This window comes from Flavobacterium inviolabile (genome assembly GCF_013389455.1).
Classification (GTDB): domain Bacteria; phylum Bacteroidota; class Bacteroidia; order Flavobacteriales; family Flavobacteriaceae; genus Flavobacterium; species Flavobacterium inviolabile.
This window is the reverse complement of the sequence record NZ_CP058278.1, coordinates 1,350,176-1,366,984: the sequence shown is the minus strand read 5'-3', so window position 1 is coordinate 1,366,984 and position 16,809 is coordinate 1,350,176. Positions and strand designations below refer to the sequence as shown.

The following is a 16,809-nucleotide window of genomic DNA, read 5'->3' as shown; positions in this document are numbered from 1 at the left end:
AAAAAGTAAACCGGAGCGAAAAAATATTTTACGAAATATTATTACGTATTAAAAATTTTATATCTTTGCTCCGAATTAATAATTAACCTTTATAATTTAGTAAGATGAAAAAAGTTGTTTTAAGCTTAGCATTAGTAGCTATGATGAGTGTTTCTTTCGTTTCTTGTAAAGAAACTAAAACTGAAGAGCCTGTAACTGAAGAAGTTGCTGCTCCTGCTGAAGAGGCTGTAGAAGCTGCTGCTACTACTGTTGATTCTGCTGCTGCTACTACTGAAGCTGCTCCAGCTACTGACGCTGCTGCTGCTCCAGCTACTGACGCTGCTGCTCCTGCTGCTGACGCTGCAAAAAAATAATTAGAACTTTCTAAGAATTTTAAAACCTCGCAATAGCGAGGTTTTTTTATGCCCTTTCGGTAGCTTTCTGTATTACTTTATCCGATGGATGCCCGATTGTTTTTACTTCACATCTTCTTGGTCCGCACCCCATCCGTTTGGGACCGCAGGAGGCAAGAACTGCCCCCAGCACAAGGAAACCTATCACTTTTTTCATATTATCATTCTATTTGGATATATTGCAATGCTTTCAGTCTGTCTAAATATTCCCGGCTATTGGACAACCTTGGTATTTTGTGCTGTCCTCCCAGTTTATCCTGCTCTTTCAACCAATCATAAAAAAGATTCGTTCGCGCCACATTCAACACTAACGGATTCAGTGTCATATTATTATACCGTTTCGCTTCATAATCGGAATTCAGGCTTTGCAGCGCTTCATCCAGGTTTTTACGAAACAGCTCAATATTTTCCGGTTTTTTCCGGAACTCGATCATCCATTCATGCGCTCCTTTTTCGCGTCCTTTCATAAAAATAGGCGCTACCGTATAATCAATCACTTCCGAGCCGGTTTCATGACACGCCCTGGCGATTGCCCTGTCTGTGTTTTCCACCATCAATTCCTCACCAAATACATTGATATGATGCTTGGTTCTTCCGGTAACTTTAATACGATAAGGATTCAGCGAAGTAAAACGAACCGTATCCCCTATTAAATAGCGCCACAAACCGGAATTGGTCGTAATCACTACCGCATAGTTCTTATTCAGCTGCACTTCCGATAACCGGATGGTTCGCTGCTGTAAGGTTCCAAAAGTATCCATCGGGATAAATTCATAGAAAATCCCGTAATCAAGCATCAGCAGTAAATCATCGGAATTGTTCAGATCCTGGATGGCAAAAAATCCTTCGGAAGCATTATAGATCTCATAATATTTAAAATCCGCTTTCGGCAGGATCCGCTTGTACTGTTCCCGGTACGGTTCAAAGCTCACTCCTCCGTGAAAGTAAACCTCAACATTAGGCCACAGTTCAAACAGATCGGTTTTTCCGGTTTCTTCCAATACGCGGTTCAGCAGCACCAGCATCCATGACGGAACACCGGCAAAACTGGTTACATTTTCCAGAACCGTTTCGTGAATGATCGCCTGTATTTTGGACTCCCATTCACTCATCAGGGAAACCTTATTACTTGGCGTACTGCTGAATTCTGCCCAAAAAGGCATATTATCAATCAGGATCGCCGAAAGATCGCCGAAAAAAGTATTGTTATCTTCATACAACTGCTTACTGCCGCCCAATCGCAGGCTTTTACCCGTAAACAGCTGTGAGTTTTCATTGTTATTCAGATACAGGCACAGCAAGTCCTTACTGGCTTTATAATGGCAGTCTTCCAACGCTTCGTTACTCACCGGAATAAATTTGCTTTTAGCATTGGTCGTACCACTGGATTTTGCAAACCATTTGATAGGCGTGTTCCAGAAAACGTTCTGCTCCCCTTTCCGGGTTCTTTCGATCAGCGGTTCGAGCTCTTCATAAGTCGATACCGGAATACGCTCCGAAAAGGTCTTGTAACTCTTAATTGTTCCAAACTCATATTTCTGGCCAATAATTGTATTTTCTGCTGTTCTCAGCAAACTAAAAAGCAATTCCTCCTGTACTTCATTCGGGTATTTAAGAAACAATTCCATCTGGTGAATTCTCTTTTTTAATATCCAAGAAGCAATTGAGTTAATTATTGTTAATGCCATAATACTAGATTCCGGTTAAGAAGATTTGTTTTTGGGATAATTCAAATCAAAGTTTGTACTTTTACAACATTACCAAAAATAATAAAAAAACCGCAGTAACGACGCTGTTAATCTGCAAATCCTAACTCTTAAATCTGAATTTACAAAATGCAATACGAAGGCGTACTTACAAAAATGCAAACGGAAATAGGAAACCCGATCCAATATTATCTTGTTTTCGAAAATAGCTTTTTGAATGTCAACCAATTACTCAATAAAGAAATGGAGATTTCCTTCCAGGGATACCAATGTTTGAATTGCGGTAAGAAAAAAAAGATTTTCAGACAGGGTTTTTGCTACGACTGCTTTATGTCGAGTGCCTCAGCCGGAGACTGGATCATGAAACCGGAGCTAAGCACCGCACATCTGGACATTGAAGACCGCGACCTGGAATATGAAAAAAGAGTACAGTTGCAGCCGCACATCGTTTACCTGGCACTTTCAAGTGAAGTAAAAGTGGGCGTAACCCGAAAAACACAGGTTCCGACCCGCTGGATCGATCAGGGCGCCATTGAGGCTGTTCCGATAGTAGAAGTACCGAACCGTTACCTGGCCGGAATTACCGAAGTTGCTTTAAAGGATCATTATTCGGACAAAACAAACTGGCGGAAAATGCTTCAGAATGAAATTCCAGCCATGGATATTATTTCCGAACGCAACAAACTGGAACCGCTTTTACCCGATGAAGTAAAAGAGTATTTCCATACAACACCCGAAAAAATGTACCATCTGGAATATCCCGTTTTACAATACCCGAAAAAAGTAAACAGCTTAAGCCTTGACAAAACACCTGTTTTTAACGGAAAATTAGCAGGTATTAAAGGACAATACCTGCTTTTTGAAGACGGCACCGTTTTTAACATCCGTACTTTTGAAGGTTATGTTGTAAAAATCACGCTATAAAAAAAGCCCCGCAATTGCGGGGCTTTTTCTTTATTCTTGTTTTTTCTTCTTACCAAACAAATCTTTAATGGCATTTGTTGCGGCATTTTTAATATCGTCTTTCGGTTTTGTTTTGGTCGTATCGGCCGTAGTTCCGGTATTCTTCTTCCCTCCTCCTAAAAGGTTTTCCAAAGCTCCGGTTCCCTGGTTAATCAGCTTGTCTTTTTGCTGCTTGATTAACTGGTTCGAAATATTGGTAACCGCCTGGTTTAAGTCGGTAGATACTTTAGGACTTTTAAAGTTCCCGGTTAAGATAGCATTTACCGGTACGCTTTCTATTTTATTTGCATCTGAAGGCGATAATTTTGCCAGAAGCTTGTTCACATCCGATCCCAGGTATTTGGCAGGAACATCAAACTTCAGGTTATAATTCATGCTCTGGTCAAAACCGTGCTGTCCGCCAACCGTTACTTTGATATCCTGGTATTTAATATCGAACGGTTTTACGTTTACTTTTCCGTTATCGAACGACAAATGGGCTTTCAGGTTGTTCAGGTTCAGCTTATCCAGGTCTACGAATTTTAAATTGCTGTCCAGCGCATTTAGTAAATTGGAATTTTTCGCATTAACAGAAGTCGAAAGCAATTGCCCTACTAAATCTCCGGAAATTGTTTTTAAATCCGGCGTCATTTCCTTAGCATCCAGGTTACCCGACAGTTTAATGGTTGAATTCAGTTTACCGCTAATAACTCCGGCGATAGGCGCGATGGATTTCAACATGTCCAGCTGCGTAAACGATTTGGCAATATCCACGGTATTCAGTCCTAAATCCATATTAAAGGATGGCACAGCACCTTTAGTCGAAACGGTACCGTTTACCCCGATCTGACCGTCAAAAATATTGGTTTTCACATTTTCCAGTTTTACCGCTTCGTCCTTAATGATCATTTTTCCGGAAACGGCTTTCAGGGTCAGGTTATCGTACACCACCGTATTGGCATTTGCCGTAATGGTACAATCCAGAAAGGCCGGAATTTTCACAGCTTCTTTCGGCTTCACATTACCTTTTGTCGCTTCAGGCGTTGTTGGCGTCATAAAATCGGACACTAACAACTGGTTGGAGTTCATGGTAAAGTTTCCTTTCAGCACTTGTTTTTTAAATACAAAACCATAGAAATTATCCAGTGTTCCGGTTACTTTAATATCCGATTTTCCGGTTACCGCATCCAGTTGGTTCAAACGGATCTGATTCGGATTAAAGGCAACGGTTGCCTGTTTGATCTGAATTGGTTTTGCCATTTCCGGACCGGCATAGTTGAATCCGGTAAGGCTGATATTTCCGGAATTCTGGATATTCTGATACTGGCTGGTTTCCACCGATTTCATATCGAATTTGGTCACTACATCGGCTTTTAGAATCCCCGACAACGGTTTTTCCAGTTTCACCGGATAGGCTTTTGTCACATTAGCCAGGTTGATAACACCTTTTAATTCGGCATTTACCAAAGCGTTTTGTGAAATATTTTTAATGTTTGCTTTTGCATTGAAAACATCCTGATCGATCCGGAACGACAATTTATCCAGATTTACATACGTATCGTTCATCAATCCGGTTTCGTTTATGATCCGGGTATCAATTACAATATTCTGAACCGATTTCGGCAAGTCCGGATATTGGAAGGAAGCGTTATTGGACGCTATTTCAATATTGAATTTCGGGATTGTTGTATCGGTAAGTACTCCTTTAACCGTTCCATCTACTTTAAAATCACCGGTTGTTTTAACCGTATTCAGGTTGCCGGCATAGGCTTCCGGAACCAGTCCCAGGAAGTTTTTAAAGGACGATGTAGGCGTTTTGAATTTCAAGTCATATTCCTGCCCGTTTTTCAGCATTTGAATAAATCCGTCAAATTCCAACGGCAGCTGATTGATCAACGCCTTATTTTCTTTAAAGGTATATTTTTGTTTGTCCAGATCAATACCCAAAACAGCATCCAGATTCAGCGATACGTTTTTCATGTATTGCATCTTATCCATCACCAATGATAATTTTGCCGATGATTTTGTTACCAGATCCAGCTTTTGCGCGGCAAAATTACCGGTTCCTTCATGATCCAGGCTATCGACTACCATTTTGATTTTTGACTTTTCATCAAGATATGTGAATCGCAGGTTTTTTATTTCATATTTCTTAAGGGTCAACGCAAACGGCTTACTTTCTGAAGGGTCATTTTCTTTTTCATCTTTTAAGGCAATGTCAAAATTTCCCACACCGTCTTTATTGAAGATGATGTTCACAACTCCGTTTTCGGAATAGAATCCGTCCACTTTCATCGTTTCCCCGTCTTTTTTAAAGAGTTCCTTAATGGACATTTTCAGGTTTACCTCACCGGCATAAAACAAGGTATCACCGGCAAAAGGCGCCTTATTAATGATGCTGATCTTATCAATGGTGACATTTGCGTTCGGAAAGCTCTTAAACAGGCTTAAATCCACATCATCAAAAGCCACTTTGGCATCCACTTTATCATTAATGGCTTTTACCACCAATTCTTTTATTTTGTCTTTAAACAAAAACGGAACAGCGGCTAAGGTGATTATTGACAGCAATAAAAACACACCGAAACCTTTTAGAATTTTCTTTAACATAACTCGAAATATTTATCTTACGAATTTACTACAAAAATTAAACCAACTTATTTAATGCGAACAGAAAATAAGTTGGTTTAGTATAAAAATCGTTGAATAGTACGTTATTACGTCCGTTTCCGGAACCCGTTTTGTTTCAACACGATTACTGATGTTTGTGCTGTAGCATTTTTCTACAGTACGTTGGGGATTATCGGATCACTAACTGGAACGGCATTAACGCCTGTACGCCTCTTTGCTGATTGGCTTTTCTGATCTGCTCCAGAATCTGGTAGCTTTCTTCACCTATCTGCTCTTTGATCAAAGCTTCTCTTCCCTGGAACATGGATATTCCGGTAAAATTGTGAAGCATATCCTGCAGCGTTTTATCATATTCCGGAAAACTTTCCGTTTTGTATTCTTTAATTTTGGCTAAAGAAGCTGCATGTTTGATGGCTTCATCCATACCGCCCATTTTGTCGACCAATCCTACTTTGATTGCATCTCTTCCTGCCCAGACACGTCCCTGCGCAATGCTGTCTACCTGTGCGAAAGTCATTTTTCTTCCGGTTGCCACACGGCTCACAAATGTTTTATAGATGTTTTCCACACCTTCTAAAACCACATTTTTGTAGTTCTCGTCAATCGGTTCAAAAACGCTGTATCCGGATGCATTCTGATGGGTTCTTACCTGTTCGGCATTGATCCCTATTTTTTTAGCCAGCGGACTAAAGTTCGGCAAGGTTCCGAATACCCCGATAGAACCGGTGATTGTATTGGGTTCTGCAAAAATAGTATTGGCATTGCAGGCAATATAATATCCGCCGGAAGCTGCCAGGTTACCCATGGAAACCACTACCGGTTTTTTCTTTTTGGTCAGTTCAATTTCTCTCCAGATCAGTTCCGATGTTAAGGCACTTCCACCCGGGCTGTCGATTCTCAAAACAATCGCTTTTACATTATCGTCATTACGGGCCGCTTCCAAAGAACGTCGCATTGAACCTTCACCAATGTAGGTTACATCCCCTTCACCCGATAAAATTTCACCCTGTGCATAAATAATAGCAATTCTGTCTTTCGTTGAATACTCTTCATTGGTCGTCGCTACATTACGGGCATAATCCAGTATGTTCACTTTATTGTATTCTTCTCCTTTTTCAACTTTTAAGGCTTTACGGATACCGTCGTGGAATTCGTCTTCATAACCGATCTTATCGATCAGTTTTTTGTTTTTTGCCATTTCCGGAGTTCTTGCTCCAAGATTTGTTGCAATAACATTCAGGCTGTCCACCGGTATTTTTCTGCTTTTCGAAATATCATCAACTACCGTTGTCCAGACAGAGTTTAATAAAACGGTCATTTGTTCCCGGTTTGCCGGACTCATTTCGTTTTCCAAAAACGGTTCTACAGCACTTTTATATTTTCCGTGACGGATAACTTCCATCTTGATCCCTGATTTTTCCTGAAAATCTTTGAAGAATAAGATTTCTGTAGACAGTCCTTTAAAGTCCAGTTCTCCCACCGGATTCACATAAAGTGTATCGGCAACAGAGTCTAAATAATATTCTCCCTGCGTATAGGCATTGGCGTAAGCCACAACAAATTTTCCTGATTTTTTAAATTCTTCCAGTTTGTTACGAACGGCTTTTCTTTGTGCCATTCCCAGCATGGAAGCATTGTTTACAATAGAAATCCCTTTGATCCGATCGTCTTTTTTAGCCGCATCGATTGCATTTAAAACATCGACTACCCCATCATGCTTTGCTTCAAAATAATTAAAATCGGTGAAGTTAAATTTCCCGCCATAATCATGCGTCACTTCAGACAAATCCAGTTCTATAACGGAATTATCTTTTACTTTTATCTTATCATTATCGCCTCCAAAGATTGCTCCGATCAGCACAATCCCAAAAAACAACATCATAAAAAAAACGAATAGTCCGACTACAGTTGCGATTACATTTCCTATAAATTTCATTTTATTTCTTTTTACTATAAGTAGTTTTTTTTCGATAAATGTTACAAAAGAAGTCAAAGAAAGCTGTTTGGCCCGGCTTTATCAAGAACTTATCAACACTTCCCACAAATATACTCCAATTCTAAAATTCTTTTAGTTATTTTGCCGTATGCGCAGTCAGAATCAAGTTGTATTATCATTAGGAAGCAATCAGGGAAATCGTTTGGAAAACATCCAGCAGTGTATCAATCTGATCCACAAAAGTATAGGAACCGTAATTCGCGTATCCCGCCTGTACGAAACACCCGCATGGGGTTTTGAAAGTGATGCTTTTTACAATTGCGCCATTGTACTTCACACTTATTTTTCTGCCGAAACCATCCTTAAAAAGATTCTTTCTGCTGAAAAAAAGCTGGGAAGAACCCGGAACGAACAGCAAGGTTACCAAGCGCGAATGATCGATGTAGACATTATTGCTTTTAACGAAACGGTAATAACTACTGACGAACTAACGATTCCGCATCCGCAAATGCAAAACCGTCTTTTTGTATTACTACCTTTTAAAGATTTAAATCTGGAATGGGAACATCCGGTTTTAAAGAAAAGTATTTCAGAGCTAATCGCCACTACAGCAGACACCAGCCACTGCACAATTGCCGGCAAGCTTGTTTCTCCGGTGGAGAAGTTTGAAATGCATCATTTTAATTATATTGCAATTGAAGGCAACATCGGCGCCGGAAAAACGACTCTGGCTACCAAAATTTCCGAGGATTTTAACGGTAAACTGATTCTGGAGGGTTTTGCCGACAATCCGTTTTTACCCAAATTCTATAAAGATCAGGCCCGTTATGCGTTTCCGCTGGAAATGTCATTTTTAGCCGATCGTTATTTGCAGTTGTCGGATGACCTGGCACAGTTTGATTTGTTTAAAGATTTTATCGTTGCCGACTATCACATTTTTAAATCGCTGATTTTTGCGAAAGTGACATTAGGGTCGGACGAGTTCCGCCTGTATAAAACCATGTTTGACATTATCTATAAAGAAATGCCCAAACCGGGATTGTATGTATACCTCTACCAAAACACGGAACGCTTACTGCAAAACATCAAAAAAAGAGGCCGTTCTTATGAACAGGAAATTCCCGCAGAATACCTAGACAAAATTAACCGCGGCTATCTGGATTATATCAAATCGCAGACGAGTCTTAATGTGTTGATTATTGATGTTTCCGACTATGATTTTGTGGAAAACCAGGAAGATTACCTGAGCATTCTGGAACAGATCCAGGAAAAAATGCAGTCTTAACCGGGAAACTGCAGTTTTTTAAATAAATCCCAAACCACAATTCCGGCACTAACCGAAATATTCAACGAGTGTTTCGTACCCAATTGCGGAATTTCAATTGTCCCGTCACATTCATGGATTGCCTGCTGCGAAACGCCTTTTACTTCGTTTCCAAAAACCAGTGCATATTTCTTACCAGTTTCCGGTGTGAAATCCTGCAATAAAACGGAGTGTTCCACCTGTTCAATCGCAAAAACAGCAACCTCTTCTTTTTTCAGGTTTTCAATTACTTCCAGCACGTCTTTGGCATATTCCCAGCTTACCGTATCGGTTGCGCCCAATGCAGTTTTGTGGATCTCTTTATTGGGAGGCGTTGCCGTGATACCGCACAAATAGATTTTTTCAATTAAAAAAGCATCGGCTGTTCTAAAAACCGAACCGATATTGTGCAGGCTGCGGATATCGTCCAGTATAATGACAATTGGTGTTTTTTCCGCTTCTTTAAATTCCGCTACATTCTTTCTTTCTAATTCGCTATTGGCAAGTTTTCTCATCTTGTTGTAAATAATTGAGGGCAAAATTAATTATAAAATTTGACAGAATCCCCGAATGTTTTTCTTTTTGCTTTTAAAACATTATGTTCAAAACATCTTATTTTTCTATTATAAAAAATCCTTAATTTCGCTCTTTACGAATATTTAAATCTTTAAGCCTTGTCAACAAAAGAAAAAACTCCGAAAGAAACGCCCCTAATGAAGCAATATAATGAAATCAAAAGGAAATATCCCGATGCCTGTTTGCTGTTCCGTGTGGGTGATTTTTACGAAACTTTTGGTGATGATGCTGTTCGTGCTTCCCAGATTTTAGGAATCACCCTGACCAAACGCGGTGCCGGTTCGGATTCTGAAACCGCTTTAGCCGGATTCCCGCACCATTCGTTAAATACGTATTTGCCCAAACTGGTAAAAGCCGGACTTCGTGTTGCGATTTGCGACCAGCTGGAAGATCCCAAGATGACCAAAACCATCGTGAAACGCGGGGTTACGGAACTGGTTACTCCGGGTGTAGCGCTAAACGATGAAGTGCTTAGCTCTAAATCCAATAACTTTCTGGCTTCCGTTCATTTTGGCAAAAAACTTTTAGGTGTATCTTTTCTTGATGTTTCTACCGGAGAGTTTTTAACCTCACAGGGTAATGAAGAATATATCGACAAACTGTTGCAGAATTTCAGTCCGAGTGAAATCCTGGTTCAGAAAAACCATAAAAATCAGTTTAAGGCGGCTTTTGGCGAAAATTTCCATGCTTTCTTCCTGGAAGACTGGATCTTTAAAGAAGACTATGCTTTTGAAACGCTGACGAATCATTTCCAGACCAATTCATTAAAAGGGTTTGGTATTGAAGAACTTCCGGAGGGCTTAATCGCTTCGGGAGCTATTTTATATTATTTATCAGAAACACAGCATAACAAAATACAACATATCACTTCCATTCACCGTATCGCCGAAGATGCCTATGTGTGGATGGACCGTTTTACAATCCGGAACCTGGAATTATACCACAGTACGAATCCGAATGCCGTAACGCTTTTAGACGTTATCGACAGAACGCTTTCGCCTATGGGAAGCCGTTTGCTGAAACGCTGGCTGGCACTTCCGCTGAAAGATGCGCAACGCATTAAAGACCGCCATGAAGTGGTGGCTTATTTCAAGGAAAACGGAGACGAGTTACAAAAAGTACAGTATCAGATTAAACAGATATCCGACCTGGAGCGTCTGATCTCAAAAGTAGCCACCGGAAAAGTAAGTCCGCGTGAAATTGTATATATGTGCAACTCGCTGGATGCTATTGTCCCGATCAAAACGCTGGCAATGGAAAGCGCCAATGCTTCGTTGCGAAATATCGGAGACAAATTAAACGCCTGCGAAGTACTGCGTGAAAAAATCAAAGCAACTTTAAATCCGGAAGCACCGGTTTCGATCAATAAAGGAAATGCTATTGCAACCGGAATCCACGAAGAACTGGACGAGCTGCGCAGTATCGCTTTTTCCGGAAAAGAATACCTGGAAGCACTGGAAGCACGCGAAAGTTCGAAAACCGGAATTCCTTCTTTAAAAATATCCTTTAACAATGTTTTCGGGTATTATATTGAGGTTCGTAACACACATAAAGACAAAGTTCCTGCCGAATGGATCCGCAAGCAGACCCTGGTGAATGCCGAGCGTTATATTACGGAAGAGTTAAAAGAATACGAAAGTAAAATCCTGGGCGCTGAAGAGAAGATCTACAAACTGGAAGTAGAATTATTCGAACAGCTGGTACTCTGGATTTCGACTTATATCAAAGTAGTTCAGCTAAACGCTAATTTAGTAGCGCAGCTGGATTGCCTTACCTCTTTTACACAGCTGGCAATCGAAAACAATTATATACAGCCGGTACTGGACGAGAGTTTTGAACTGGATATTAAAAACGGACGCCATCCGGTAATTGAAAAGCAGTTACCTGTGGGTACGCCTTATATTGCCAATGATGTTTTCTTAGACAACAAAACGCAGCAAATTATCATGATTACCGGACCGAACATGTCGGGTAAATCAGCCATATTGCGCCAGACAGCCCTTATTGTATTACTGGCACAGATGGGCAGCTTTGTTCCGGCTGAAAGTGTACGAATGGGCATAGTCGATAAAATCTTTACCCGTGTGGGCGCTTCCGACAATATTTCGATGGGAGAATCGACGTTTATGGTGGAAATGAATGAAACGGCATCTATTTTGAATAATATTTCCAACAGAAGTCTTGTTCTTCTGGACGAAATCGGCCGCGGAACGAGTACTTATGACGGTATTTCCATTGCCTGGGCCATTGCCGAATATTTACATGAACATCCGGCAAAACCAAAAACATTGTTTGCCACACATTACCACGAACTGAATGAGATGGAAGTGATCTTTGAAGGGGTTCAGAATTTCAACGTTTCCGTAAAGGAATTAAAGGATACGGTATTATTTATCCGTAAACTGGTAAAAGGCGGCAGTGCGCACAGTTTTGGTATCCATGTGGCTAAAATGGCAGGTATGCCGCAAACGGTAATCCAGAAAGCCCAGAAGTTATTAAAGAAACTGGAAAAAGATCATTCGAGCGAAGCTTTAGCCGGTGTTAAGTCGGATAAAGAGGAAATGCAGCTGAGTATTTTCAATCTGGACGATCCGCTACTGGAAGAAATCAAAGAAGAGATTCTCAATATTGACATCAATACGCTGACTCCTGTAGAGGCTTTAATGAAGCTAAACGAGATTAAACGGATGTTAACCAAAAAATAATTTATTTTTAAACCAAAGGTTATCAATAAATTAAAAAAAAGTTTTGTTTTTTTTCTGAATATTTCTTGTGTAATTAGATTTATGTACTAAATTTGCATCCGCAATACAGAACAAGTATAGCGAAGTTCAAAAAGAGAATGAAAATGCGAAAATAGCTCAGTTGGTAGAGCGCAACCTTGCCAAGGTTGAGGTCGCGGGTTCGAATCCCGTTTTTCGCTCAACTACCTTACAATGCTCGAGTGGTGGAATTGGTAGACACGCTGGACTTAAAATCCAGTGAACAGTAATGTTCGTGCGGGTTCAAGTCCCGCCTTGAGTACAAAAGCTTCAAACTAACGTTTGGAGCTTTTTTTATTTATATAAATATCACATTTTCACGCACTTTTGTTATTTCTTAAAGTTTTACGAAATTCTCAAATTGTAGTCTTTATTTTACACCGTTGCACTTTATCGATTATTTACATCCGTTTAAAGATTTATTAACGTAATCATAATAATCGGGTATATATTCGTCACATCCATAAAGATTATACCAGAAACGTTGATAACATAGCAAAATGAAACCCTTCAAAATTATTGTTTGTTCTTTATTATTTTCATCACAATTATTCGCCCAGGGGCAGAGTAATTCCAATAAAACATATAAATTACCGCAAAGTAACGGTTTAAGCTTTACTACATTCGATTCAGGCGTAAATACTGAGTTATCCGAAGTAGGAACAGCTTTCTTTATGAACAAGTACCTTATTTTGTCTAACAAAAAAAGAGGGTTTGCCAAAGTTTCCGTTGATCCGGTAACGAACACGCCTTACAACAATCTTTTCTGTACCGATCTTGACAAAAACGGAAATCTTTTACGCCCGGTTATTTTCTCGAAATTACTGGATGCCGATACCGATGAAGGCGGAGTGACTTTTTCTCCGGATGAGAAAACAATTTACCTAACAAAAGCGAAAGAAAACAATCCTAATCAATATTCGCTTCAAAAGGCGACGCTTGATCTGGAAACAAAAGGATACTGGAAAGACATCCAGGAACTATCAATAAACGGTGATTATTCAATCGAAACGCCTTATATGAATGCTAACGGCAAGAAGATTTATTTCGCGTCGGATATGAAAGGTGGTTTTGGAGGATTTGATATTTACAGTGCCGATGTACTTGCTGACGGAACATTGAAAAATGTAACCAATTTGGGTCCAACGGTAAACTCCGATAAAGACGAGAAATATCCTTATGCTACTGCAGACCAGAAATACATTTATTTTTCTTCCAAAGGACACGAGACTTTTGGCGGATATGACGTTTTCAGAGTTTCTTTAACAAACAAGGCTATCACCAATCGTTCCAACCTGGGAGAAACCATCAACACTCATAATGATGAGATTGCGTTTACCTTCAGCAATAACGCTAAGGGATATATTTCTTCGAACAGAAAGGCCGACAAGTCCGATTTTGACATTTACAAATTCGAACTGGTAGAACTGGAACAAAATTTCAATGCCGTAGTAGAAGAAAGCATCACTAAAACCGCTTTACCCAATGCCAGCATCGTTATTAAAAATGAGTTTGGCGAAATCATCAAGAAAACAACATCTGATGCTCATGGTAACATTGCCCTGAAAATGAATCCGCTATCGGCTTACAGCATCGAAACAAATAAAGAAGGTTACCTGCCAAATACTATATTTTTCAAACCGGACGGTAACGCCACACATTACAACAAACACATTGCCCTGGTTCAGACAAAAGCCAACATAACAGACAGCGCTATTGAAATTGAGAATATCTATTTCGATTTTAACAAAGCATCGCTACAAAAAGAATCAGAGCTTTCGTTAAACAAAATTATCGATGCCCTGGAAGCGAATCCGGACATGAAGATCAACATCAATGCACATACGGATTCCAAAGGAAAAGCAGATTACAACATGACCTTATCCGAAAAACGTGCTGCAGCAGCTTACGCTTATCTTATACAGCACGGTGTTAGTGAGAACCGCCTGGCTTACAAAGGATACGGTAAAACACAATTAAAGTTTAAATGCAAAGGGAATTGTTCCGAAGAGCAGGAAAGCAAAAACAGAAGAGTAGAATTTATAATACAAAAATAGAATCATGAAAAAATTAATTTTAGCGGGAATTATTTCTGTTTCCGTTTTATCAGCATCATGCTCAGGAGGTTGGAACTGCAAATCAAGTTATGTTAAAAACGACGTAGCGAAAAAGAAAGAAATGCAGAAAGAAGCATAAAGAAAAGTCCCGTAAATCGGGACTTTTTTGTTAGTTTTGCCGTCCGAATTTTACAAGAAAGCAGCACTAAATGGGAGCATTTGTTATTACAAAAAGAGAAAACGGACAGTATCGTTTTAATTACACTTCCAGGAAAGGTAAGATAATTTTAACCGGAGCCAGCTACAATCAGAAAGTAGAATGCGTGAGAGACATCCAGATCATGAAGATCTATTTTGAAAAGATGTTGTTTCTCCGATTTAAGACTTCCAGCGGCAAGTATTTTTTCAGAGTGGTGGTTCAGGATCAGATTTGCGCTACCAGCAGAAAATTCACCACCGAATTGCGTATTGCGAAAGGTATTGAAGAGATACAGCGCAATGTTGAAGCGGCAGAAGTGCTGGATTTTACCGAAGAGATATTCTTTTAAGTTATTGCCTTAGAAATAATCCCACATTTATCGGGCCGATAATCCTCCTTACCTCAGCAATATACCGTATTCCCTGTATTTTTTTCATCCGTATTCCTTAAGAAAGCTTGTGAAATTAAAATTTAATACTACCTTTGCAACGCAATACAGAAACGTATCGCATTATTCTCAAAATCGATTTTATATTTTCAAAGAATATAAGCTTGAGTGGTGGAATTGGTAGACACGCTGGACTTAAAATCCAGTGAACAGTAATGTTCGTGCGGGTTCAAGTCCCGCCTTGAGTACAAAAGCTCCAAACGATGTTTGGAGCTTTTTTTGTTTTATAGCTGTTTGTAATGTACAATATTCTTTTACTTCAAACTCACTCACCACGTCTTATTATATTAGGTTATACGAATCAGAAAAAGAATAAAGCGACCGTTTAACAATCTTAGATGGCAATTACATTCTAAAACCACAAAATTTGCAATACGAACAGATACCTGAGAATGAGCATTTATCCATCAAACTGGCAGCATTATTTAAAACAGCTGTTGTTCCGTCAGATATGATTCGTTTGGTTTTGGGTGAATTATGCTATATTACAAAACGTATGGCCTATCAACTTCAAATACAAAAAATTATCTAATCGATTTTCATCAAATTTAGAACTGGAAGACAAATCCATTGGCGAGTCATCAATCAATACATTACCCAACAAAGCCCACTTCTTTTTTAAATTGGCTTTATTTAATTAGATCATTAGCAATAACGACATGAATCTATCAGACATTGGCTAGCATTGTCTCCCACTTATGATTAAATAATTTTATAAAAGGATAAAGAAGACACCACATTACTCCCTAAGAGGCAAAAAGATGTATTTCGACAAATTCTATTTTAGCCGATTTGGAACAGTTTTAGGCGTAAACGAAAAACAGATTCATTCTGTTTGCTCCCAAAAGCTAAAACCCCGATTGAAATCTCTTTTTTTTAGATGACTACAAAAAAGCAAGGTATAATGATTTGATTATAGAACGCACTCGTTTATTTTTGGATTAAAAATGATTAAATAATAAAAAGCGAAGCCTCTATAAAAGAGGCCTCACTTTAGTTCACTAACATAATAATGTATGGTATTATGAATTTAACGCTTTTTCTAAAGCATTACATCTTTCTTTAAAATAGGTCAAATCTACATCCGGAAACAATATTGGGAATCGTTTAATAATATTTTTCATTTGATGCAAGACTCCTTCAGCTGAAGTCGTAAGCGTCCCATCCTTAAATTTATCACTAAACGAATGAGGACCTTCTACATATTTAGCCCCATACTCTATAAAAACAGGTTTAAATTTGCCAAGTTTTTTCACAATCTCTTCTGTATCTATATAAAAATATTGCCAATAATATACTGCTTTGCAAGCAATCATGGTGTTGTAATATGTTTCCAGATTCATTTTCATTTTAAACCAGACCCCTGAATCATAAAAATAAAGAGGGCAAGGATAAATACCTTCTTCACGAAGGAGACACCCAAAAGTACCATCACTACCGTGCCCCGATCCATTAATATAATTAAGTTTAGGTAAAAATTCTTCCCAAATAGCTTCCGCTTCAGGTTGCGGATTATTTTTCCAAAAACGTGGGCTATCATTATAACGTTTCCAAAAATTAGACCGAGATGATAATGCTGATGAAAAAGTATGAAGCTGAAAACCTCCCCACAGATAATCCTCATTAGGCTGATCCGTGACAGCGTCCCAGTCTAAATTTAAGCTCCCCAAATCCTCATATTTCCATTCTTCTTTAGGAACTTTTATTTTTAATTCGTCATAAACTTCTTCAAAGTTTTCCTCATAATCAATAAATTCAAGAAGCTCCCTATTATCCTGAACACCATCTTCATTAACAGAAACAAAATCATTGCCCTTTAGAGCACTAATAAAATCTTCAAATTTTTCTAACATACTG

At 39.1% G+C, this 16,809-nt stretch carries 14 protein-coding genes and 3 tRNA genes; 11 read left to right on the top strand and 6 right to left on the bottom strand.

The features are described from left to right. Window positions 1–104 precede the first annotated feature (104 nt). A complete protein-coding gene (locus tag HW120_RS05960; protein WP_177731979.1) occupies window positions 105–353 on the top strand; it encodes a hypothetical protein in 249 nt (82 codons plus the stop codon). Between the two features lie 46 nt (window positions 354–399). On the opposite strand, the gene HW120_RS05955 is transcribed toward HW120_RS05960, so the two are convergent. Beyond that, a complete protein-coding gene (locus tag HW120_RS05955; RefSeq protein WP_177731976.1) occupies window positions 400–549 on the bottom strand; it encodes a hypothetical protein in 150 nt (49 codons plus the stop codon). A 4-nt stretch (window positions 550–553) separates the two neighbouring features. Further along, a complete protein-coding gene (locus HW120_RS05950) occupies window positions 554–2,080 on the bottom strand; it encodes a GH3 auxin-responsive promoter family protein (RefSeq protein WP_177731973.1) in 1,527 nt (508 codons plus the stop codon). A 147-nt stretch (window positions 2,081–2,227) separates the two neighbouring features. Here HW120_RS05950 and HW120_RS05945 point away from each other — a divergent pair, with 147 nt between their 5' ends. Beyond that, entirely contained in the window at window positions 2,228–3,022 is a 795-nt protein-coding gene (locus tag HW120_RS05945; RefSeq protein ID WP_177731970.1) for a DUF2797 domain-containing protein, read from the top strand. A gap of 30 nt (window positions 3,023–3,052) precedes the next feature. On the opposite strand, the gene HW120_RS05940 is transcribed toward HW120_RS05945, so the two are convergent. Further along, the gene (locus tag HW120_RS05940; protein WP_177731967.1) at window positions 3,053–5,650 is read right to left on the bottom strand and encodes an AsmA-like C-terminal region-containing protein; all 2,598 of its coding nucleotides are present in this window, start codon (window positions 5,648–5,650) and stop codon (window positions 3,053–3,055) included. A gap of 190 nt (window positions 5,651–5,840) precedes the next feature. After that, a complete protein-coding gene (sppA, locus tag HW120_RS05935) occupies window positions 5,841–7,607 on the bottom strand; it encodes a signal peptide peptidase SppA (protein WP_177731964.1) in 1,767 nt (588 codons plus the stop codon). A gap of 148 nt (window positions 7,608–7,755) precedes the next feature. Between sppA and folK the strand changes: the two genes are divergently transcribed. Then, window positions 7,756–8,892, top strand: a complete 1,137-nt coding sequence (gene folK / locus HW120_RS05930; protein ID WP_177731961.1) for a 2-amino-4-hydroxy-6-hydroxymethyldihydropteridine diphosphokinase — start codon at window positions 7,756–7,758, stop codon at window positions 8,890–8,892. Here the strand turns inward: folK and HW120_RS05925 are convergent. Then, on the bottom strand, window positions 8,889–9,425 hold the full coding sequence (locus HW120_RS05925) for an RNA methyltransferase (RefSeq protein WP_177731958.1): 537 nt from the start codon (window positions 9,423–9,425) through the stop codon (window positions 8,889–8,891). The two genes, folK and HW120_RS05925, sit on opposite strands and share 4 nt — an antisense overlap. Window positions 9,426–9,584: 159 nt before the next feature. On the opposite strand from HW120_RS05925, the gene mutS reads away from it, so the two are divergent. From mutS to HW120_RS05890, 8 genes are all read left to right on the top strand, one after another. Beyond that, window positions 9,585–12,191, top strand: coding sequence for a DNA mismatch repair protein MutS (gene mutS / locus HW120_RS05920; RefSeq protein WP_177731954.1), 2,607 nt, complete (start codon window positions 9,585–9,587; stop codon window positions 12,189–12,191). Window positions 12,192–12,336: 145 nt separating this feature from the next. Further along, window positions 12,337–12,409, top strand: a tRNA-Gly gene (locus tag HW120_RS05915). Window positions 12,410–12,424: 15 nt separating this feature from the next. Then, window positions 12,425–12,510: transfer RNA gene (locus HW120_RS05910), tRNA-Leu, on the top strand. A 238-nt stretch (window positions 12,511–12,748) separates the two neighbouring features. Continuing rightward, window positions 12,749–14,305: an OmpA family protein gene (locus tag HW120_RS05905; RefSeq protein WP_177731951.1), complete on the top strand. Its 1,557-nt coding sequence runs from the start codon at window positions 12,749–12,751 to the stop codon at window positions 14,303–14,305. A 4-nt stretch (window positions 14,306–14,309) separates the two neighbouring features. Then, window positions 14,310–14,444, top strand: coding sequence for a hypothetical protein (locus HW120_RS17780; protein ID WP_262888438.1), 135 nt, complete (start codon window positions 14,310–14,312; stop codon window positions 14,442–14,444). A 70-nt stretch (window positions 14,445–14,514) separates the two neighbouring features. Further along, window positions 14,515–14,853, top strand: coding sequence for a YegP family protein (locus tag HW120_RS05900; protein ID WP_177731948.1), 339 nt, complete (start codon window positions 14,515–14,517; stop codon window positions 14,851–14,853). A 201-nt stretch (window positions 14,854–15,054) separates the two neighbouring features. After that, a tRNA-Leu gene (locus HW120_RS05895) sits at window positions 15,055–15,140 on the top strand. Window positions 15,141–15,319: 179 nt separating this feature from the next. Beyond that, complete coding sequence (locus HW120_RS05890; protein WP_177731946.1) at window positions 15,320–15,484, top strand: hypothetical protein; 165 nt, start codon at window positions 15,320–15,322, stop codon at window positions 15,482–15,484. Window positions 15,485–15,974: 490 nt separating this feature from the next. Here HW120_RS05890 and HW120_RS05885 read toward each other — a convergent pair whose 3' ends face one another. Further along, complete coding sequence (locus HW120_RS05885) at window positions 15,975–16,805, bottom strand: hypothetical protein (protein WP_177731943.1); 831 nt, start codon at window positions 16,803–16,805, stop codon at window positions 15,975–15,977. Window positions 16,806–16,809: the final 4 nt, after the last annotated feature.

Coding starts and splice junctions, on each gene's coding strand:
- HW120_RS05960 (WP_177731979.1), top strand. CDS start 105: ATGAAAAAAGTTGTTTTAAGCTTAGCATTAGTAGCTATGATGAGTGTT.
- HW120_RS05955 (WP_177731976.1), bottom strand. CDS start 549: ATGAAAAAAGTGATAGGTTTCCTTGTGCTGGGGGCAGTTCTTGCCTCC.
- HW120_RS05950 (WP_177731973.1), bottom strand. CDS start 2,080: ATGGCATTAACAATAATTAACTCAATTGCTTCTTGGATATTAAAAAAG.
- HW120_RS05900 (WP_177731948.1), top strand. CDS start 14,515: ATGGGAGCATTTGTTATTACAAAAAGAGAAAACGGACAGTATCGTTTT.
- HW120_RS05905 (WP_177731951.1), top strand. CDS start 12,749: ATGAAACCCTTCAAAATTATTGTTTGTTCTTTATTATTTTCATCACAA.
- HW120_RS05940 (WP_177731967.1), bottom strand. CDS start 5,650: ATGTTAAAGAAAATTCTAAAAGGTTTCGGTGTGTTTTTATTGCTGTCA.
- HW120_RS05925 (WP_177731958.1), bottom strand. CDS start 9,425: ATGAGAAAACTTGCCAATAGCGAATTAGAAAGAAAGAATGTAGCGGAA.
- HW120_RS05945 (WP_177731970.1), top strand. CDS start 2,228: ATGCAATACGAAGGCGTACTTACAAAAATGCAAACGGAAATAGGAAAC.
- HW120_RS17780 (WP_262888438.1), top strand. CDS start 14,310: ATGAAAAAATTAATTTTAGCGGGAATTATTTCTGTTTCCGTTTTATCA.
- sppA (WP_177731964.1), bottom strand. CDS start 7,607: ATGAAATTTATAGGAAATGTAATCGCAACTGTAGTCGGACTATTCGTT.
- folK (WP_177731961.1), top strand. CDS start 7,756: ATGCGCAGTCAGAATCAAGTTGTATTATCATTAGGAAGCAATCAGGGA.
- HW120_RS05885 (WP_177731943.1), bottom strand. CDS start 16,805: ATGTTAGAAAAATTTGAAGATTTTATTAGTGCTCTAAAGGGCAATGAT.